The organism is [Phormidium] sp. LEGE 05292 (assembly GCF_015207735.1).
Classification (GTDB): domain Bacteria; phylum Cyanobacteriota; class Cyanobacteriia; order Cyanobacteriales; family Aerosakkonemataceae; genus Floridanema.
The window spans coordinates 41,552-60,667 of sequence record NZ_JADEWG010000027.1 but is presented as its reverse complement, the minus strand read 5'-3'; the positions used below and the strand labels follow the sequence as shown (position 1 = coordinate 60,667).

The 19,116-nt window shown below is 42.3% G+C and carries 20 protein-coding genes and 1 tRNA gene; 8 read left to right on the top strand and 13 right to left on the bottom strand.

Annotated elements, in window-relative coordinates; genetic code table 11:
- The first annotated feature begins 120 nt into the window (after positions 1–120).
- The 5 genes from IQ264_RS10690 to IQ264_RS10670 all read left to right on the top strand — a co-directional run bounded on the left by IQ264_RS10690 (position 121) and on the right by IQ264_RS10670 (position 5,223).
- A complete protein-coding gene (locus IQ264_RS10690; RefSeq protein ID WP_193980756.1) occupies positions 121–1,704 on the top strand; it encodes an ATP-dependent DNA helicase in 1,584 nt (527 codons plus the stop codon).
- 91 nt (positions 1,705–1,795) lie between these two features.
- Positions 1,796–2,008 (top strand): DUF2839 domain-containing protein, encoded by a 213-nt coding sequence (locus tag IQ264_RS10685; RefSeq protein ID WP_193980755.1) that lies wholly within the window; start codon positions 1,796–1,798, stop codon positions 2,006–2,008.
- A 323-nt stretch (positions 2,009–2,331) separates the two neighbouring features.
- Complete coding sequence (locus IQ264_RS10680; RefSeq protein WP_193980754.1) at positions 2,332–2,679, top strand: DUF1815 family protein; 348 nt, start codon at positions 2,332–2,334, stop codon at positions 2,677–2,679.
- Positions 2,680–2,839: 160 nt separating this feature from the next.
- Positions 2,840–3,742 (top strand): alpha/beta fold hydrolase, encoded by a 903-nt coding sequence (locus IQ264_RS10675; RefSeq protein WP_193980753.1) that lies wholly within the window; start codon positions 2,840–2,842, stop codon positions 3,740–3,742.
- 749 nt (positions 3,743–4,491) lie between these two features.
- Positions 4,492–5,223 carry an FHA domain-containing protein gene (locus tag IQ264_RS10670; protein ID WP_193980752.1) on the top strand — a complete coding sequence of 244 codons (732 nt, stop codon included), beginning with the start codon at positions 4,492–4,494 and terminating at the stop codon, positions 5,221–5,223.
- Positions 5,224–5,298: 75 nt separating this feature from the next.
- Here the strand turns inward: IQ264_RS10670 and recA are convergent, their stop codons facing one another.
- Positions 5,299–6,402: a recombinase RecA gene (gene recA, locus IQ264_RS10665; RefSeq protein WP_193980751.1), complete on the bottom strand. Its 1,104-nt coding sequence runs from the start codon at positions 6,400–6,402 to the stop codon at positions 5,299–5,301.
- A gap of 204 nt (positions 6,403–6,606) precedes the next feature.
- Between recA and xseA the strand changes: the two genes are divergently transcribed.
- On the top strand, positions 6,607–7,890 hold the full coding sequence (gene xseA, locus IQ264_RS10660) for an exodeoxyribonuclease VII large subunit (RefSeq protein ID WP_193980750.1): 1,284 nt from the start codon (positions 6,607–6,609) through the stop codon (positions 7,888–7,890).
- A 90-nt stretch (positions 7,891–7,980) separates the two neighbouring features.
- The gene (gene xseB, locus IQ264_RS10655) at positions 7,981–8,232 is read left to right on the top strand and encodes an exodeoxyribonuclease VII small subunit (RefSeq protein WP_193980749.1); all 252 of its coding nucleotides are present in this window, start codon (positions 7,981–7,983) and stop codon (positions 8,230–8,232) included.
- Positions 8,233–8,416: 184 nt separating this feature from the next.
- On the opposite strand, the gene IQ264_RS10650 is transcribed toward xseB, so the two are convergent.
- From IQ264_RS10650 to IQ264_RS10595, 12 genes are all read right to left on the bottom strand, one after another.
- Positions 8,417–9,652 carry a DNA double-strand break repair nuclease NurA gene (locus IQ264_RS10650; RefSeq protein WP_193980748.1) on the bottom strand — a complete coding sequence of 412 codons (1,236 nt, stop codon included), beginning with the start codon at positions 9,650–9,652 and terminating at the stop codon, positions 8,417–8,419.
- A gap of 32 nt (positions 9,653–9,684) precedes the next feature.
- On the bottom strand, positions 9,685–10,071 hold the full coding sequence (locus tag IQ264_RS10645; RefSeq protein ID WP_193980747.1) for a nuclear transport factor 2 family protein: 387 nt from the start codon (positions 10,069–10,071) through the stop codon (positions 9,685–9,687).
- A gap of 19 nt (positions 10,072–10,090) precedes the next feature.
- The gene (locus tag IQ264_RS10640) at positions 10,091–10,873 is read right to left on the bottom strand and encodes an HAD family hydrolase (RefSeq protein ID WP_193980746.1); all 783 of its coding nucleotides are present in this window, start codon (positions 10,871–10,873) and stop codon (positions 10,091–10,093) included.
- Between the two features lie 49 nt (positions 10,874–10,922).
- Positions 10,923–10,994 (bottom strand) — tRNA-Gln (locus IQ264_RS10635).
- 134 nt (positions 10,995–11,128) lie between these two features.
- Positions 11,129–12,889: a R3H domain-containing nucleic acid-binding protein gene (locus tag IQ264_RS10630; protein WP_193980762.1), complete on the bottom strand. Its 1,761-nt coding sequence runs from the start codon at positions 12,887–12,889 to the stop codon at positions 11,129–11,131.
- 247 nt (positions 12,890–13,136) lie between these two features.
- Positions 13,137–14,327, bottom strand: coding sequence for a circadian clock protein LdpA (gene ldpA, locus IQ264_RS10625; RefSeq protein WP_193980745.1), 1,191 nt, complete (start codon positions 14,325–14,327; stop codon positions 13,137–13,139).
- A gap of 110 nt (positions 14,328–14,437) precedes the next feature.
- Complete coding sequence (locus tag IQ264_RS10620; protein WP_193980744.1) at positions 14,438–15,040, bottom strand: vWA domain-containing protein; 603 nt, start codon at positions 15,038–15,040, stop codon at positions 14,438–14,440.
- Positions 15,041–15,216: 176 nt separating this feature from the next.
- The gene (locus IQ264_RS10615; protein ID WP_193980743.1) at positions 15,217–15,822 is read right to left on the bottom strand and encodes a vWA domain-containing protein; all 606 of its coding nucleotides are present in this window, start codon (positions 15,820–15,822) and stop codon (positions 15,217–15,219) included.
- A gap of 193 nt (positions 15,823–16,015) precedes the next feature.
- Entirely contained in the window at positions 16,016–16,471 is a 456-nt protein-coding gene (locus IQ264_RS10610; RefSeq protein WP_193980742.1) for a salt stress protein, Slr1339 family, read from the bottom strand.
- 58 nt (positions 16,472–16,529) lie between these two features.
- A complete protein-coding gene (locus IQ264_RS10605; RefSeq protein ID WP_193980741.1) occupies positions 16,530–17,135 on the bottom strand; it encodes a vWA domain-containing protein in 606 nt (201 codons plus the stop codon).
- A gap of 158 nt (positions 17,136–17,293) precedes the next feature.
- Complete coding sequence (locus tag IQ264_RS10600) at positions 17,294–17,770, bottom strand: NAD(P)H-quinone oxidoreductase subunit N (RefSeq protein WP_193980740.1); 477 nt, start codon at positions 17,768–17,770, stop codon at positions 17,294–17,296.
- Positions 17,748–18,122: a hypothetical protein gene (locus IQ264_RS10595; RefSeq protein WP_193980739.1), complete on the bottom strand. Its 375-nt coding sequence runs from the start codon at positions 18,120–18,122 to the stop codon at positions 17,748–17,750. The genes IQ264_RS10600 and IQ264_RS10595 overlap by 23 nt, the downstream gene beginning before the upstream one ends.
- A 335-nt stretch (positions 18,123–18,457) precedes the next feature.
- Between IQ264_RS10595 and rplC the strand changes: the two genes are divergently transcribed.
- Entirely contained in the window at positions 18,458–19,093 is a 636-nt protein-coding gene (gene rplC, locus IQ264_RS10590) for a 50S ribosomal protein L3 (RefSeq protein ID WP_193980738.1), read from the top strand.
- The last annotated feature ends 23 nt before the right edge of the window (positions 19,094–19,116 follow it).

Genomic DNA, 19,116 nt, shown 5'->3' with positions numbered 1-19,116 from the left:
GGGCTCCAGGGGCAGAGGGGAGGAAAACTCAAAACTCAAAACTTTCCCAGTCCCCAGTCTCAACTCAAAACGTGCTACGCACCGCTACGCTAACAAAACTCAAAACTCAAAACTATTGACATGATTGAGGTAGAAGTCCATAACTCACTGCGAGCATTCCTCAGAGAGTGCAAAGAGACATACTGGCCCCACCATTTAACTATGGCTAGACTGGTGGCACGCGCCTTAAGATTGGAAAGAAGTGCTTTGATTCAAGTGGGTGCACCCACTTCGGCAAATGTCCGCTATCGTCTAAGTTACCTAGCACCAGCTTTAATGTGGTCTGGGCCAGTAATTGTTGTAGCGACGGAAGCAACACAACAGCGACTCCTCAAGGTGGAAATTCCCCAATTACAAGGTTGGCTGAGTACGGAAAAGGAAATTGTTGTTGGTGATGCGCTCCCCGATCCTAATTTTTCCGGGTTGTTAATTACTTCTCCTTCATCTTGGTTGAGCGATCGCGTAGCGTGCCGGGAGGCGCATCGCATAGCGTGCCGGGAGGCCGATCGCTTCACCACTCAAACTAAATTTGGTCATGGTATCCCGACAATTCTCGATGGTGTAGATGATCTAGAAACTTGGACACGCCAACAGTTAACAGCGACGATTACTCCTAGCGATTGGGAAGAGTTGATCCAAGCTTTTCCCCACCGAATTGAGGCGATCCGAGATGCTAGAGTACAACTAACCAAGGAAATTTTCCAGCATCCCGCTAATCCCTACGAATGCTATTTACTGGAAAGCACAGAAAAACAGATTTTAAGTCATCTATTTGCGGTTTTATGTCTAGACCAGGAAGATTCGGCTAAATTTTCCGGTTTACCAGCTAGCTGGCAGATATTTTGGCAGAGATTTACTACCCCTGGACAAATGTATTGGGCGCAAATCGCCCGGAATCAAGGTTTGTTTACTGTTTACTGTGGTCCGATCGAAGTCGCAACCACACTAAAACCTATTTGGTTAGAACAACCTGTAGTTTTGATTGGCGGCGCTTTGGAGTTGGAAGCTGAAGCCCCAATCTATCGTCAGCAGTTAGGGTTGGGAGATTTAACTTGTTTGAAGTTTTCTCTCGATCGTCACAGTGAGTTAATTCAGCTTTATGTACCGGATAGTTTTCCGCTGCCGAACACACCCCAGTTTCAGGCTGCCTTGTTACAAGAAATACGCAGGTTGTTGGTGATTAGTACGGTTGTAGAAGGACTGACGGTACTTTTGGTCAGTGATGTGCCGCTAAAAGCTCAAGTTGGCGCAGAAATTGCCGCTGAGTTTGGTTCGCGGGTGCAGGTGGAAAAAACTTGTTTGGATGACAATGGGATTCTAGTCACAGGCTGGGAATTTTGGCTGGAACACCAGGATGTTTTACCTGCACCTCACCTGTTATTGATTGCCACTTTACCAATTCCTTCTTTGGAAAATCCTTTGGTGGCAGGTCGAGTAGCTGATTATAAACAACAGCGTCAAGATTGGTTCCGGTTGTATTTGTTACCAGAAGCTTTGAATGTTTTACAACGAGCGATCGCACCTGTCCGCACCACCCAAGGAGTAGTCGCTTTACTCGATAGCCGCACCATTCACCGTAGCTACGGTCAACAAGTACTCACAGCTTTAAGCCCTTTCGCCCGGATTAACTACATAGACCCCAATTTATTTTCTTTAGAAAGTTAGGTATAATTAGAGTTTTGTCAAGTACAAAGCTTGCCAAAGAAGATAAAGGTTATCATTAAACCAATGAATAGCTCTCTTGGAGTGAGCAGTTATGGGTGAAGCAAAAAGACGTAAGGAAGCACTTGGGGAACAATATGGCAAAGAATCATACGTAGCTCCCTGGTTCCCAATTACTAAAACTCAAGCACAACAATTTGTCAAGTGGACAAACCGAGGTGCATGGATCGGGATCGGTGTATTGGTTGTTTGCTGGGTCGGCGTGCGGTTCATTGGCCCAGCTTTAGGATTGTGGCAAGTTAATTAACATCTGATATGTGTTCTGACTCTGAAGATCTAGGGCAAGTGTTGTAGAAAACAAATAAAGTTATGGTTTCTTGACATCTGAGATCGATGTATCCCCTCAGAATGAACTATATCGAAAGAGAAAGCGTCTAGCATGAGTGTGACTCGTTTAGGAATGTCATTCCTGATACGACCAACGAATTATCAGTCAGTTAACTTACAAACAGAACTAGAAGTCATTTGGTAGGGAAGTTGTTTCAAATTCGCGATCTGTAGCATAATGGACAAAATGTTAAGAAATTCTAAAAAAGATTTAAACTTAGGTGTGGTGGCTGGAGGGTAAAAGTGTTTATCAGACTTGCAAAACAACACTCGCAGTTTGTCCAAGATCTGGTGATGAATCTTCAAGCACTGGCGATCGTACTGGAACGCAAAGGGTATTTAGCCTCTTGCTATACTTGCGGCGATCAGATGTCTAGCGCATCCTTTATGGTTAGCTTGGGAGATAATCACCTGATTAGATTTTTGGTGTCTGACTATGGCATCACTTGGACGGAGATGCGAGACGACCGAGAATTGATGAAGCTAGAGGGCGCAGAAGCGATCGCTCAGCTACAAGAACTCGCCAACTTGCTCAAACATCAACCTGAATCCCCTTCTACTTACACTGCTGTGGTAGCACAAGCAGTCTAAGCAGAAGCCAGAAGCAATTCCACAGGTGAGCCAGAACTTTACACCATCAAGGTTTAGCTTTCTGGGCTAGATGCTGAAATTACTCCCTCAGCCTCTAGAGAACTGCTAAGCTAAAAATTGAGATGTTAGTTCAATTGGCACCTTTAGGTTGTTGTTTAATATGAGCACTCCTGATTCGGGATGGCAACACCATTTTGTAGAAACTAATGACATTCGCTTGCACTGTGTAACCCAAGGTGAAGGAGAGTTAGTAATTCTTTTGCATGGATTTCCAGAGTTTTGGTACTCGTGGCGAAACCAAATTCCTGTCTTAGGACGTTACTTTAAAGTGGTGGTTCCAGACCTGCGAGGTTACAATTACTCGGATAAGCCAGCGAGTGGCTATGATTTGGATACACTAAGCGCAGATATTCGCGGTTTAATTCAGCGTTTCGGCAAAACTCGCGCTCACATAGTAGGACATGATTGGGGTGGCGTGATTGCTTGGCACTTAGCACAGAAATTTCCTGAATGTATCGATCGACTAGCCATCCTCAATGCACCTCACCCACAGCAATTTGTCAAAGATGTAATCGGTAACATCGACCAATTGCGTCGCAGCTGGTTTTTGCTATTATTTCAAATTCCGGCACTCCCAGAGTGGTTAATTCAACACAATCTAAAAAATTTCGTCCAAAACTTGTTTCGAGAACACGCCATTCGTAAAGCAGCCTTCACAACTGAAGTCATGAATATTTACCAAAATGCTTTAGCAAAACCCCGTGTCTTAACAGCTGCAATTAATTATTACCGCCAAATGCTCTCACCCCAAACTTGGTTACATAATACGGAAGAACAAACTAAATTAGTCACAGTTCCGACTTTAGTACTTTGGGGTGAAGAAGATTCTTTCTTGAGCAACAAACTTGCCCAAGATTTAGACCAATTGATCTGTGCTCCCTTTCAACTCAAATTTGTTCCCAACTGCGGGCATTGGATTCAACAAGAAGCTCCCGACACAGTAAATAGAGAATTGTTAAAATTTTTGCGTTCATCAGAAAAAAGTTTTGTGAAAAAAAGGTAAAGTTCACAAAAGTTAAGTTTGGAGTAGACTGAGCAAAGGCTCAGTTTTTTTTAAGGAAAAATACAGAATTTGACGGATTTTTGCCACGAATTCGGCTTGGTCTTTTTTTTTATATATAGCAACCGCCAAGGCGATTAAGGCAAGATGAAAAGTCATAACCCTTGTTTTATAAGGTTTTTCCTTCTGCCTTCTGCCTTCTGCCTTCTGCTATATTCCAGCTCAATCAAGCTTTTGTATACTCTGAATATAAAACTTAAGTAAATTCTATTACTCTTAATAATTACTTTAAAAAATTACTGAAAGTAAAAAATTGTAAATAAAAAAGTAATATAATTGCGAATTAAAAATTTTCTTTTCAGTAAATTTGCGGGTATCAAAAAAAACAAAAAATATTACTTTAGATATAGGCGAAGTATTAGCAGTTGTGTTCTCTAACAGGGAAAATATTCACCTTACTTTACTTAAAATTGATAAAAAATTTAACTATAAAGTTAAATTACTACTCAGGGAGCAAGGACATTGCTTGGTTTATATTAAAAGTGAAACTGCATCATTATACATAGAAACCAATACTTAGTTTCCCAATGACCGCTAACCTAGCTTTTTAACCAGAGTCATTCTAATATACAACCAACCACATCAAAAAAAATAGTGTCCCGAACGGTAATCTCTTTGAATATCTGGAGAATGACGGTTAATCTAAGTTTGTCAACAGGAATGTGCTTACTATAATCAGAGTATTATTAATTATGGAACTAGAAAAACGCCTTGGACTGTACCAAGTGTTTCTCAAAATTTACGAACATAATCGTGGTCTACTAGATGAGATTCTCCAACTAGAGAATTTGTCCTTTCCATATATAAGCAGTAGAGTTCCAACTTATCTCCAGGGAGTTGTACAGGAACGAGAAGTTTACCTAATCACTAATTTGGTGAATGGAAACACGCAAACACTGTTCCAGCCACAAAAAATTTGGATAATAGGACGCGATCGCCGTTTAGCCTTAACATTACGCGATCAATGGATTTCGCGCCAGCACGCTGCGCTCCAATATGTAGAAAACGAAGGATTCTACTTAATAGATCTCAATAGTACTAATGGAACATTTATCAATGGAGAGCCAGTTTTTCATCGTCAACTACTCAGAGACGGCGATCAAATTCGTTTGGGAAGCTTAACTATTTCCTTTTTTTTAGCGCAAACAGTGCAAAAGTTGGAGCCTGTATCCTCAGAAATAGTGGCGCAAATGAATGAGTCGCCACTAAGTTATCCCGCAGTACCTACGCCAAAGTATCGATTTGCGAAGATTGAGCCAGAAAATAAACTAGAAAACAATGGAGATAAAGATACTTCCATTCAACAAAGGCAAAAACCCTTTCCTGGGGAGGAAACTTCACCATCTGCTCTGTTCAATTTAACTCCTACTCAGCGTTCAGAAATTCTCGATCGCTTTCTCACCAGTCGTCAAACTTCCGCGTAGAATGTTGAAGAAAAAAAACAGGAGAGGGAAATTAAAATTTCTTTCTCTCCTGCTGCGGCTTTCAATTATTTAAGGTTAGTCATCTATATCAACAACCTCATCTTCTTCCTCAATATCGCTTGGGTGCGCCACTGAATTAGCAGAGACGACAGCACCTTTATCGAGTTTTTCCCGAATTTCTTGTTGAATTTTTTGTGCCAATTCAGGATTTTCATCCAAATATTTAATAGTATTGTCTCGTCCTTGACCGATATTGTCGCCGTTGTAGCTGTACCAAGCACCTTTGCGGATAACTACGCCAGTTTCCTCAGCAATATCCACAATACAACCCATTGTCGAAATGCCTTTGCCAAAGATAATGTCAAATTCGGCAATGCGGAAAGGAGGCGCAACTTTGTTTTTGGCAACTTTGACTTTAACGCGAATCCCAAACTCGTCGGTGCCTTTTTTCAAAGTTTGAATCCGACGAATGTCAAGTCTGACAGAAGCATAAAACTTCAGCGCATTACCACCAGTAGTAGTTTCTGGATTACCATAAGTAACACCGATCTTTTGCCGCAATTGGTTGAGGAAAATCACGGTACAGCCAGATTTACCAATATTACCTGTAATTTTCCGCAAAGCTTGGCTCATTAAGCGTGCTTGTAAACCTACGTGAGCATCGCCCATGTCGCCTTCTATTTCGGCGCGAGGTACTAAAGCCGCTACTGAGTCTACAACTACAATATCAACTGCTGCCGATCGCACTAACTGATCGACAATCTCTAAACCTGCTTCACCAGTGTCGGGTTGCGAAACGAGTAAATTTTCAATATCCACGCCTAGCGCCGCCGCGTAGGTGGGATCTAGGGCGTGTTCAGCATCGACAAAAGCAGCAACGCCACCCAATCTTTGAATTTCCGCGATCGCGTGTAGCGCCACCGTCGTTTTCCCCGAACTTTCTGGCCCATATATTTCAATTACTCGCCCTTTGGGTAAGCCACCACCCAAGGCTAAATCTAATGTTAACGAGCCACTGGGAATCGTTTCCACTCTCATCCGAGTGGCATCTCCCAAACGGACGATCGCCCCTTTACCGAATTGACTCTCTATTTGTTTAAGTACTAGGTTTAGGGCTTTTTCCTTGCCAGCGTTTTGGGATTTTTCCTTGCCAGCGATATCATTTGATGCAATAGTCATTACCGCGCCTCTAGGGTTAGGAGGTTTAAAAACTGTTGGTCTGGAAGTTAGGACTAGAACAGATATACTATTCTAGTTTAGATTTTTCCGCTCAGAACGTCCAAGCTTGATTAATCTATATTGTTAAGACGTTTGTTTAATGGGAGTCTAGCATTCCCAACGAATCTGGTGCTTTAAGCTTTTTTAAGTTGCCGTTGAGTTTATATGAATTCTCACCTTTCCCATCATCTCATACTAGAAACAGCCTTATCAGTAGGCGGAATCACCGACTACATCAAAGAATTGCTAGAGGAAGACGCAAATCTCACACAGGTTTGGGTGTATGGAGAGGTTTCTAGTGCTAGCCCACATTCTAAAGGGTTATTTTTCACCCTGCAAGACTCTAACGGTACAGCATCGATTCGCTGCGTCGTGTGGGGTAATTTGGTGAAACAGTTGGTACAAATGCCCAAAAAAGGCGAACAGTTGCTAGTTTTGGGCAGTTTGAGTGTATTTCAGCAGCGGGGAGAGTATCAACTGCGTGTTGTGCAAGCTTTACCAGCAGGGGAAGGTTTACAGGCGTTACGTTTTCAGCAGTTGCGAAACCGTTTGCAGGCGGAGGGGTTGTTTGATGAGGAAAGAAAACGATCGCTTCCATCTCATCCCCAAACTATCGCGGTTGTCACCTCGCCGCAAGCCGCTGCTTGGGGCGATATTCAAAAGACTCTAAAACAACGTTACCCTGGTTTGCAGGTGTTGTTGTCTCCCGCGATCGTGCAAGGGGAACAAGCACCAGATTCGATTGTAGCTGCGATCGCACGAGTCGAAAAAGACAGTCGAGCCCAGGTAATAATTTTGGGGCGGGGTGGAGGTTCTGTTGAAGATTTGGCTTGTTTTAATGATGAAAGAGTGGTGAGAGCGATCGCCTTTTCTTCGATTCCCATTATTACAGGAATTGGGCATGAGAGAGATGAATCTTTGGCTGATTTAGCAGCTGATTTTGCCGCCCACACTCCCACAGCAGCAGCCGAAAAGGTTGTTCCTAGATTCGATGATTTAGTTATTGAGCATCAAGAAAGAGTTTTGCATTTGCGAAAGGTGATTACTCGGCAAATTGAAAGGGAGGAGACTAGAGTTTTATTATTAAAAAATCGGTTGCGGCGTTTGCGGATCGATCGATTTGTTGAGGAGAAAGGGCGATCGCTTTCTTGGTTACAGCAAAGGTTAATTCAAGCAACTAATCAACAGTTTGATGCAGCAAATCAGCGTTGTCAGTTATTACAGCAAAAGTTGGCAACTTTAGATCCAAAGTCGGTTTTACAAAGGGGTTATGCTGTGGTGAGAAATCAGGCGGGAGGTATTGTAAAATCAGGTGAAGGTTTGCAGGTTGGGGAGGAGTTATTAATTCAGTTGGATAAGGGAAAGGTTAAGGTTGAGGTGAGAGAGGTTTTGGAAGATTTGAAACCGCAGAGACGCAGAGGACGCAGAGGTTCACAAAGGTTAAAGTAAAGAAAAATTTGGGATTTTTGCAAGGTCTTTTTTATTGAACCGCAAAGGACGCAAAGGACGCAAAGAGAAGAGAAGAAAGAGGTTTTTTTGATGAGTAAGTCTATTCGGAAAGAGTCGGAAGAGGTTTTGTTGCAAGAGGGTTTTAATTATGAAGAGACTGTGGCGAGGGTTGAGGAAATAGTGGCGGAAATTGAGTCGGGGGAGTTGGAGTTTGGGGAAGTGTTTGATGAGTTTGCCGTAGCAGTTGAAGCATTGCTTAAGTGTCAGAACTTTTTGGCACAAAAGAAGCAAAAGGTCAATTTATTAATTGAAACTTTGGAAGATGAAACAGAAAGCTTCTGAAATCAAAACAACTTTCCCATATTTTACCTAAATCTCATTACCCAACAGTAAAGTTAACGCTAACATCTGCGTTCATCTGCTGTTCATCTGCGTAAAAAAAAATTAACTCGCATCTCAACCAAAAATCTCAATAAACCATCTGTGTTCCTCTGTGTTTATCTGTGGACATCTGTGGTAAAAAAACCTAAGCAATACTCCCCCGTTTCCTAGTCTCCTTATAAGAAATTCCCACATTTTTCAATCCAGCTTTAATCATTTGTTGTTCCAAAAAAGCAAAGAAACGGGCGCGATCTTCTCCTTTAACTACCGCATGATTATGCGCTTCCGACAACGATATTGGATAACCGTAACCTTTTTGAATTTGTCCCAACATTAAGCTTAAAGCTCGATCTAATAAAGTAGAATTTTCTGCTACCCAAGCGGGAAATTCTACTCTAGCAATTTCGCTTCCCACATGAACATAACAAAAATAAATTGTCTGAGTTTCCCCATATAAATTTAAAATTCGCATCGTACTTTTCCATAGAGGAGTACGTTGTCCAGGTTTTAAAATAGACAACCAAAATGGCGGATCTCGCAAAGCATCAAAAACTTGACAAGGCGGTTTTTTCTCATCTGCATCACCGCAATTAACCACACAATTTGGAGTAGAATGAGGACAAGCTTGTAAGCGAAGTAAATTCAAACTTTCCGTACTTCGAGACGCACTAATATAACCTATAAGAGGAACTTCCGCTAACCGAATTTGTTCCCAAGCTTCTAAAATTGGCGGTAAAATGCGATCGCAAGCATCCCCCGGTAAACCTTCCAAAAACCAATAAATTAACGAACCATCCACCAACGCCAAAGTCGGAACTTTCTCTTGTCCCCCCTCTCCGTTAACGGAGAGGGGGTTAGGGGGTGAGGTTTGACTTTGTACCCAACTTGTAACCAATTCTGCTAAAGCGATCGCTTCCGAAACAGTCCGCCGATACCCCATCCATTCTTCAACTCGAATCCCCCATTGACGGGAAACATATAAATCTTCCGGTCGGTAAAAAACTTCCGGTAAACTATCTAATAAAGGATATCTTCCTTGTCCATAATGAAACACCACACGCCCAATATTTATCAAATAACAATAAGCAATTTCGTGGTGACTCGGTGAAATTTGCGAACCATCTGTAGCAATAACAGTATGAACTTTTGGCGGAACAGGAATATCAATACAACTATTTAAAGGTTCCACTGGAGTAGGTACAGAAAAAATCAAGCGATCGCGCCATTTCTCCTGAATTTCTACTAACTCTTTCTGTCTAACAGTCGCCTCCACCATTAAATTTTGCGCTATCTCTAACCTTTGGCGACTAGCAACCGTTTCCGCCGCTAAATGTTCGCTCAAACCTTGCATTTGTCGCGCAATCTTTGTTAGGTCTAGCATACCTTTACCCTCGTATAAAAATACTTTTATAACTACCGCATAATCGGACTACCATGATGATTAATTAAATACCACTTTTGCCCCATTCGTTCAAAAATATTTGTTGCTAAAGACTTCGCCTGAGTTCTCCTCCCACCTAAAACCTGAAACACATTTTCCACCAACACTAAATAAGCTAAATCACCCTGTATTTCAGAAGTAACAATTTCTACATCAATCTCAACGTAACTAGTATTTTTAAATATTTGTTCCCAAGAATAGCCGATTTCCTTCCAACCCCGCAAAACATTCCAACCAGGGTGAATACAAACAGTCGCCACACCCTTAGACCAAACATTACCCATCGCCTCGATATCTTTCTTTTCAAAAGCGCGATAGAAAGCTTGGTTAGCCTCCAAAACATCATTATTATCAGTCATGATTTTTACAACCTAATAGTTAAACCCAAGCCGCAAAATCTTCCGTAAATTGAGCGAGCGACAACAACTTAATCCGGTTATCATCACGAATAGAATCGCGGATTTGCTGAGTATTGTAACCCCAATCAGCTAAAAATAACCTTACCGAAGCCAAATCTGGTTGCTGTTCTACCAACTGCAACGCCTTCAATCTATCTTCTACAAACCAAATATTAACCGCACTTCCACCCGCAGCAATTAACTCTCGCAAAATTTCATATTTCGGGCGTTTGTACTCCTTCCCAATAATCCGTTCTTCGGAAATTTCCACATTTCGTTTTGCCAACAACTGACGAACAAAACGCCCCTCTTTCGTAGTGATAATGTAGATTTTAACTGAGTTGGCGATCGCACTTTGCAACCGCTCGATCGCACCCGAATAAAACCGATGCAACCCCAACCAACCCCCTAAATCCTCACCAATCCACTCATCCCTAACTCCATCCAAAATTGCCCCAACCTCAGCAGCTTTCAACCCTTCCTCGCTAGTAATCTGCTGTGCCACATCCACCCAATTCGCCCAAATCCTCTCCTGGGAAACACCCAAAATCAAAGCCCTTAACAAAATAGGCATTTCCCAACCCACCTCAATCACAGGGCGCAACCGATAAAACTGCGCCGCTAAATCCTCTGGAGGCGTTTCATCCGCAGGATGCCAAATTTTACAATAACTTCGCCAAGAAGTCTGGAAATACTCAATCAGCCCATCACAAACCACTCCATCAAAATCCAGAGCCAAAATAGTGGGACTAACTTCAGACATAAAATTACCCTCCTTCAAAATTGTGTGATTTAGAAGTGAGGGCGATAAACTGGGGTGCAAGGATTCGAACCTCGGAATGTCTGGACCAAAACCAGATGCCTTACCACTTGGCGACACCCCATTGACTTAACCTTGATTATCTTAACACTCACTTACCCAGTTTTGTCAAGAAATTTAGTAAGAATTTTTTAAGCTTATTTCCAAGTCCGTTGTGAACACTTCAGTGTTCTAATGCTGAAGCGTTCACAACCAACCTTAAGCCGGATAAATCCTCAGCCGTCGATTAGGTTCATCACCAAAGCTAGAAGAACGCAAGCGGTAATGCTCAACTAATTCATGCTGCATCTTCCGCACCGTTGCAGAACGAGGTAGCAACTCCACAGGTTGTCCCTTGGGAATCACAATTTGTTCCACCGCTAATCTAGCCTCTTCCAGCGCCTCAATCTCATCATCACTACCTTTCTTGGTAAACAGGCGCAAATCAGGTATATCAAGCACTTCACCGTCATCGATATGCAACATTCGTTGCAAACCATGAGTAATTTCCCCCACAGTGCTAGCCTTAATTGTGTGGACTGGAATATGACGCGCTTTTGAAATTTGCCGCAGTTTTGAGTGATTTTTTACATGAGATCTCAGTGCCAAAACCGCATCCGCCCCATCTAAATCTTTAGTCAAAACAATTGGCAACTTCAACACCTGAATTACCTGATCGAGTTGATGACGACTAATACCATAAGGATAGATATGCAGCGGCAAATCTTCTCCATTCGGACCTGCCATAAACTCATCATCAGCAAAAGCAAAATTCCGCTTAAAAGCATCTGTTTGCTGGAAAGAAGCATCCAACAGTTGCTCAAAACTTTGCTTTTCCGACAAAACTTCTGCTTTAGCTGAAGAAACCGGAGTCATTTGTCCCGAAGCACGCCAACCAGTAGGTTTCCAAGTTGGGGTAGATTGGGGTTGATGAGAAGAGATCGGATTAGCAGGTAACTCTCTTGTAATTTTCACTTCCCCAGCTTCGTTCACAGTGCGAACTTGCAAACTCGGTTGTCTTCCCCGCAGCAAGGTATCTACTGTATCAGCGGTACTTTCGTGCACTACCCAGCGTTCCCGTTCCAACATTTCGATCGCAATTTCAAAAGTTGGCGGTGCTTTCCGTTCCAAAACCGTCTTTTGCGAACCCCGTCGCCGCGCCTCTTCGTCACCCAAGGTAACAGCTTGAATTCCCCCCACCAAATCTGACAAAGTAGGGTTCTTAATCAAGTTTTCAATGCGATTACCGTGAGCCGTACCCACTAACTGTACACCCCTTTCAGCAATGGTTCGCGCCGCTAACGCTTCTAATTCTGTCCCAATTTCATCAATGACAATCACCTCTGGCGTATGGTTTTCCACTGCCTCAATCATCACTTGATGTTGCAATTCTGGACGCGCTACCTGCATCCGTCGCGCCCTGCCAATCGCTGGGTGAGGAATATCGCCATCGCCAGCAATTTCATTAGAGGTGTCGATAATTACCACTCGCTTGTTTAATTCGTCCGCCAAAACACGGGCAATTTCTCGCAAAGCGGTGGTTTTACCCACACCCGGACGACCTAGCATCAAAATTGATTGACCAGTTTCTACCAAGTCACGTATCATGCCGATCGTCCCGAAAATTGCGCGACCCACACGACAAGTTAAGCCAATAATTTCATCCGTGCGGTTGCGAATCGCACTAATCCGGTGTAGGGTTTGCTCAATGCCTGCTCGGTTATCGCCGCTAAAATGCCCTACCCGACTAATGCAATAACTCAAATCTTCCCGTGAAACAGGCTGTTCGGAAAGATACTCTGCTTTGCCAGGAAAACGCGCTTCTGGTCGCCGCCCCAAATCTAATACTACTTCTACCAAGGTATCTTTTAATGGGTGCTGCTCCACAGCCAGTCTAATATTTGCTGGCAAAATTTCTAGTAACTTATGAAGATCGTCTGTAATCAGTTTTTTTCCCACGGTAACATCTTTAACACTCATTGTTAATTCTGAATTTGCCTGTTGATTCAGTTGACTTGTACCGTTGGAATTGATCGTCTTGATTGGCATGAGCAAATGGCGATAAAGGGAATTGTTTGTTGATGCAAATCTCTTTGGTCAAGCTTGTAATACAAAAATCTTGCCGACGATGCCAGATTATGCCCTTAGCTCGACCTTATAACCTCGATATTGTTAAATTCAGAGTATTCACTTTCATACTACAATCATACTTCAATTTCATCGGTTGTCAGCCTACTTTTTCTCTGTTGGGTGATTTGATTTGGGAAACCAAAGTATCAGCTAAAGAAACAGCTTGCCAGAGAAGTTCAGGATGATCTTCTAAATTCACTCTTTGTTGTGGTAATATAAGCGATGCACTTAAAGAGTCGGTTTTAGTGGCTGCGGTTTCTAACCGATCGAGAATTGGCGATAACATTACACGAGCAAAGCTACCATAAGCAATCCCCGCAATATAGTTTTGGGTTTGGGATTTGGTTAAATATTGCGGAAGAGGATTTTCCGGTAAGGTGGCTGCTCCATCGCTTAACTTACGATTAAGTAGATCGACTGCTTTTAGTTTAGTAACTGTGTGGCTATTAGTACCTCCTGCTAATTGAACATATCCGGGTAAACCTGCGGCTAAAACTTTTTGTCCTAGTTTAATCGCAGCATGAGTCGTTCCCGCGCCAATATCACCACTCATGGGACGACCATCGGTTTGCCAAATTAACTCACAAGGTAAAGGTTTCATTAAATTGTACAGTGACCACAGGTAATGAATTAAACCTTCTCCATCTGGACAACTAATGGCGATCGCTTTTAGTTGATTTACCCAAGGTGCGATCGCTCCCCACAACCTTTGGAAATCTGCTAACCTACCAACTTGGGTATGAATTTCCACTGCGTCTACTGCGGTTTGTAACACCAAAGGTGCTACAGCTTCTGGAGTGGAAACATAAGCACGAGTGAAAATCAAATTGCTAGGGCAAATTGGTATACATCTACCACATCCGTAACATAATTGATCCAAAACTCCAGAAAAATTATTATTAAGGCGATCGAACACAATTGCTTGCGCCGGACAAATACTTTCACAAGGACGCGGACATTGGGTTGGACACTCAGTAGCATTAAACTCCGCCTTCCGAAAATGGGGATCTTCCCCATCATTCAAACTAACCATTAACAAAGGCAAATTTCTAAAGCCAAACCCTCGCCGTTGAGCTTCTTCGCCAAAATTTACCGCAGTTTTCAGCGCCTCTTTCGCCGCAGCAATCACAGCTGGATCGGCAGCCACATCAATACAATCCGCACCTGCTAAGGTGTAAACCAATGTTAGGTTTCTTACAGCCGGGAGGTGTTGGAAACTGGCTCCGCAAATCAACTTAAACCAGTGACCTTCCCTGAGAGAATGTAAAGGAGAGCATATATTTGTCACCCTTATATATTACCACCTAGTCCGTTGTAACGACTGAAGTCGTTTCCGTTGTAGCGACTTCAGTCGTTACCCTTGACAGATAGAAGCACTGAAGTGCTTACAACGAACAACTAATCATTAATTGCATTAAGCAACACTTCTGCTAAAGTCATATCTGCCATATCATCCATCGTCACTGTATCGCAAATATCAAACTTAGCTCCCGCACCTTGTAAATCATCATCCAACGCTTTTAAAAACCGACTTGCGGTAGCATCGGAACCTACTTGAATCATCGAAATTGCTAACTCTTCATCTCTATCCATTTGGCGAGATGCTTCGATAATTACTCGCATTACAGCTTTGCGATCGTCCGGTTCCCCATCAGTAACTACTAAAATTGTTTCACCACCCGCTTTAGTTTGTCCAGAAGCTTTGCGCTGAAAATACTGATTAACAGAATCCTGCAAAACTCCAGCTAAATTAGTTGTACCAGCCGGATCATTTTCTTGAAAAATTTGCTCAACCTTACTAGAAGTCACATTTTCATAACGCTTAAATCTGCTAGAAAATAAGTAAACCGTAATTCCATCCGGGTCAAATTGTTCGCATTTTCTCGCCAATGCTAAAGTTGATTCTTGAGCAGCTTCCCAACGACTTCTACCACCGACTTGATCGGGAGTAGACATACTGCCACTTTTGTCAATTATTAATGTATAATCTCGGTCTTGCATATCAATAACCTCTTTTTGGACTAGGAACTAGGGACAGGGAAAGAATTCTTAACTAAAAAAAGTGACTTAATTACTTACTAAAATGTAACTAATCACTTTCAGTTTCCAGTCCCGAACCGAAAATAATGGATAATCAACAAGAAAAAATCTTATCAATTACCCATTACCAATTTTACCTAATCGTTAATCGCATTTAACAACACTTCACTCAGAGTGAAACCTTCCATATCATCTAAGGTGATTGTATCAACAATGTCAAATTTGGCTCCTGCATTTTGCAATTCGTCATCTAAAACTTTGAGGAACTTAGTTGCTGTTTGATCTTTGCCTACTTGAATCAGTGAAATCGCTAATTCCTCATCTCGCTCTATCTGGCGCGAAGCTTCTATAATTACCCTCATGACTGCTTTGCGATCGTCCGGTTCACCATCGGTAATTACCAAAATTATCTCACCATTTGGCTTAATATCACCCGATGCTTTCCGGCGCAGATAACTATCAGTAGCATCTTTTAAAACCCCTGCCAAATCAGTAGTTCCAGATGGGTCATTTTCTTGGAAAATCTGAGCAACTTTATCAGATGTCACATTATCGTAACGCCTAAAACGACCAGAAAATAAGTAAACAGTAATCCCATCTGGATCGAACTGTTCACATTTTCTGGCTAATGCTAAAGTTGACTCTTGTGCAGCTTGCCAACGAGTTCTATTCCCTGGTTGGTCTGGGGTAGACATACTACCGCTTTTGTCAATAATTAATGTATAGTCACGTTCTTCAAGCATAGAACCTCCAGCCCATACAAGACAATTTGAAAAAGTTTTTCTCGTTCTTCATCTAGCCTATACTAATTTCCCAAAATAAATTTGACAGAACTAGAAAAAAATTGTGAAAATTTCTCAGTCACCAAAGTGATACCAAAGTTTTAACCCAATCATCAAGTGTATAAAATTACCAGAAATCAGTTAAAATTATTTATTAAGATTGAGTTTCTTTTAAAGCTTGTAAGTAATCAATTGCGGCTTCTAACTTGGATGAATAACTATAGGCAAATTCTTCAAACCAAAGACCTTCAGCCGATCGCGGATTTAACTTCTTTAACCAAGCTTCAGCTTCTTTAGTTAACGCTTGTCTTTGCTGTTGTTTGATTCTCTCTAATCTGATTTTCTCTGCTTTGATTTGTTCTTGTTTTTTCAGTTCTTCAGCTTTGTCCTGTTCTGCAAACTCAGCTTTGATTTGCGAAAGTAAACCATCTTCAGGAGAAGAAGCAGAGAAAGATTTCTGCTTTGATGTTATTGGCGGTGGCAAATTTGGTAATTTTGGTGCGATCGCCTCCTCTCTTTTCACCAGAGGTTCCTTTTTTTGTTGCCCTGGATTATCCTTTTCTTGATACTCAGATTTTAACTGAGCCAATATATCATCTATTGATTCCATAATTCTTTAGCCCTCATACTGCTAATCACTAAATTGCAGAATCTTTCCAGCCAAACTATCAATCAACAATTGCATTCAACAACACTTCCGTCAAAGTCATATCTTCCATATCATCAATTGTAACTGTGTCTACAATGTCAAATTTTGCCCCTGCGCCTTGTAACTCATCATCTAAAACTTTCAAGAAAGTTCTTGCTTGTTGATCGTTGCCAACTTGAATAAAAGTAATCGCTAACTCTTCATCTTTATCCATCCGACGGGAAGCTTCAATAATTACTCGCATTACTGCTTTGCGATCGTCCGGTTCCCCATCCGTAACTACAACGATCGTTTCTCCATTAGCCTTAGTTTGTTTAGCAGCTTTCCGCCGAAAATAATCATTAGTTGCATCAAGTAAAACACCCGCTAAATCTGTCCGTCCCGAAGGTTCATTTTCCCGGAAAATATCACTAACTTTGCTGGAAGTTACATTATCGTAACGCTTAAATTTTCCCGAAAATACGTAAACTGTCAGCCCATCAGGGTCTAATTCTTCACACTTACTGGCGATCGCTATAGTAGACTCTTCCATCGCCGCCCAGCGACTCTTCCCACCAGGCTGATCTTTAGTAGCCATACTACCGCTTTTGTCAATAATCAATGTATAATCGCGATTCTCTAACATAAATCCGATCTCCGTTAAATACTGCTAATTCCAAGGTATCAAAACCTTAACCTCATCAACATTCACCCAAAAGCCAAAAAGCAGAGGAAAGTTTAACCCTCCCCTGCTTTCTTCTGTTACGTAGTTGCACTTGGGCGCTAAAGCGCAACTAGATACTCTTACGCAACAGCTAAAGTTTTTGCTAAAGGTTCCCAACGGAAAAAGCGATCGCCACCCATCTCCACCACCAACTTCACTCGCGGTTCCATCTTCGGTAACATCGTTAAATACTCAATCTCCTGACGGGAAAAAATCTGTCCCTCAATAATCCACAGCAACAGTCCCTTAGACTTGGGCGGTAACTGTTCTAATTGAGTACTCAGAAGTGGCGGTAAATAGTAAACATAACCCACAGCCGCACCAGAACCTAAGCTTTTCTTCCCCAAATGTGGCGGACGTACCCCATGCACCCCAGTCAGATAGGCACTCAGATCGCCTAAACCCTTAGCAGAAATGTTCAAGCTTGTATAGCCCGCAGCCCTGATCCGCCTTTGGTAGCGACCTTCAAACCCCCCCTCCAGTGGCACATAGACTGCTAGCGCCCCAGAACTTTCCAAATCTTTAATCAGTTGATTACCAGTTGTAATTAATGCCATAAATTCGTCTTCTACTGCCTGTGGCTAACCGCCAAATCGTTTCAGGAAACTTTAAATATAGTAATTTTAGTCCCTGATTACCCAATCCAGAAATAGTACTTACTTTTCCTTGCCATAGAAAAAGCAAAATATCTTTGCCATCATCTAGACAATTCTTAAAATATGGTCTATAGTAAACAATTGTGGTCAAAATTTCAGTAACTCTGCTCTCGCTTAAGAGTGGCAAGAATACTTGAATGGAGCCAACCGGATAGATGCGCTCGGTCAACTTTGGCAGCCGTAACACCAACAGCTTGAGCCAAAGAGTAACCAAAAGGTGGGCGGTACTGTCAAGTAAACCAACAAGCCACATTATTTTATCTGGCTAAACAAAAGGAAACTGAGTAGTTTGCTACTTAAGTCCGAATGCCAGCGAAAAATGACCAGGCTAGTGCTTGGCATACCAAACAGCTTTAAATAGCAAGTTTACGCTAATAGTCGGACTTCCGAGAAGTAAAGCTTTGGGAAGTCCAGTAATGTTCTGATTGCGAACTTGCTCCGGTTACACCATCTCATCTCAAAGACCGAACATCTGGAAACAGTTCAATTACATTCGACTGAAACCAGAAGAATGTAGTCAAAAAAACGGGTTCTCCACAAGGGAATCTGGCGAATTGTAGTGCGTAAATTAAGGAGAAACCACGTACTGTGGCGATCGGAATCCTCGGCACCAAATTAGGCATGACCCAAATCTTTGACTCAACAGGAAAAGCCATTCCTGTTACCGTAGTCCAAGCAGGCCCATGCCCCGTAACGCAAATTAAGACCAAAGAAACAGACGGTTATACTGCAATCCAAATCGGATTCGGCGAAGCCAGTCCCAAGGCAATCAACAAGCCAGAAAAAGGACACTTAGCTAAATCTAACAGTGCGCCCTTGCGTCACCTGCGCGAGTATCGCTTGGATAATCCCAGTGAATATCAACTGGGTCAAGAAATTAAAGTAGATTTATTTGCCCCAGATCAAATCGTGGATGTTGCAGGCACAAGTATTGGTAAAGGCTTTGCCGGATATCAAAAACGCCACAACTTTAAACGGGGGCCAATGGCTCACGGTTCCAAAAACCATAGATTACCAGGTTCTACGGGTGCTGGTACAACACCAGGAAGAGTCTATCCCGGTAAGCGGATGGCAGGACGTTTAGGCGGAGAGCGAGTCACCATTCGCAAACTAACAGTAGTTAGCGTCGATGCCGAACGCAACTTGATTTTAATCAAGGGAGCATTGCCCGGTAAACCAGGTGCTTTGCTCAGTATTACACCAGAGAAAAAGGTCGGCAAATAGTTAATGAGTTATTAGTCATTAGT

What these genes read in the sequence shown, in the direction of transcription:
- IQ264_RS10595 (WP_193980739.1), bottom strand. Translation starts at nt 18,122, where the DNA reads ATGTGGCTTGTTGGTTTACTTGACAGTACCGCCCACCTTTTGGTTACT.
- IQ264_RS10620 (WP_193980744.1), bottom strand. Translation starts at nt 15,040, where the DNA reads ATGCAAGACCGAGATTATACATTAATAATTGACAAAAGTGGCAGTATG.
- IQ264_RS10640 (WP_193980746.1), bottom strand. Translation starts at nt 10,873, where the DNA reads ATGTCTGAAGTTAGTCCCACTATTTTGGCTCTGGATTTTGATGGAGTG.
- IQ264_RS10645 (WP_193980747.1), bottom strand. Translation starts at nt 10,071, where the DNA reads ATGACTGATAATAATGATGTTTTGGAGGCTAACCAAGCTTTCTATCGC.
- recA (WP_193980751.1), bottom strand. Translation starts at nt 6,402, where the DNA reads ATGACTATTGCATCAAATGATATCGCTGGCAAGGAAAAATCCCAAAAC.
- IQ264_RS10675 (WP_193980753.1), top strand. Translation starts at nt 2,840, where the DNA reads ATGAGCACTCCTGATTCGGGATGGCAACACCATTTTGTAGAAACTAAT.
- IQ264_RS10615 (WP_193980743.1), bottom strand. Translation starts at nt 15,822, where the DNA reads ATGCTTGAAGAACGTGACTATACATTAATTATTGACAAAAGCGGTAGT.
- IQ264_RS10690 (WP_193980756.1), top strand. Translation starts at nt 121, where the DNA reads ATGATTGAGGTAGAAGTCCATAACTCACTGCGAGCATTCCTCAGAGAG.
- xseB (WP_193980749.1), top strand. Translation starts at nt 7,981, where the DNA reads ATGAGTAAGTCTATTCGGAAAGAGTCGGAAGAGGTTTTGTTGCAAGAG.
- IQ264_RS10685 (WP_193980755.1), top strand. Translation starts at nt 1,796, where the DNA reads ATGGGTGAAGCAAAAAGACGTAAGGAAGCACTTGGGGAACAATATGGC.
- IQ264_RS10605 (WP_193980741.1), bottom strand. Translation starts at nt 17,135, where the DNA reads ATGTTAGAGAATCGCGATTATACATTGATTATTGACAAAAGCGGTAGT.
- IQ264_RS10630 (WP_193980762.1), bottom strand. Translation starts at nt 12,889, where the DNA reads ATGAGTGTTAAAGATGTTACCGTGGGAAAAAAACTGATTACAGACGAT.
- IQ264_RS10610 (WP_193980742.1), bottom strand. Translation starts at nt 16,471, where the DNA reads ATGGAATCAATAGATGATATATTGGCTCAGTTAAAATCTGAGTATCAA.
- IQ264_RS10670 (WP_193980752.1), top strand. Translation starts at nt 4,492, where the DNA reads ATGGAACTAGAAAAACGCCTTGGACTGTACCAAGTGTTTCTCAAAATT.
- IQ264_RS10650 (WP_193980748.1), bottom strand. Translation starts at nt 9,652, where the DNA reads ATGCTAGACCTAACAAAGATTGCGCGACAAATGCAAGGTTTGAGCGAA.
- xseA (WP_193980750.1), top strand. Translation starts at nt 6,607, where the DNA reads ATGAATTCTCACCTTTCCCATCATCTCATACTAGAAACAGCCTTATCA.
- IQ264_RS10600 (WP_193980740.1), bottom strand. Translation starts at nt 17,770, where the DNA reads ATGGCATTAATTACAACTGGTAATCAACTGATTAAAGATTTGGAAAGT.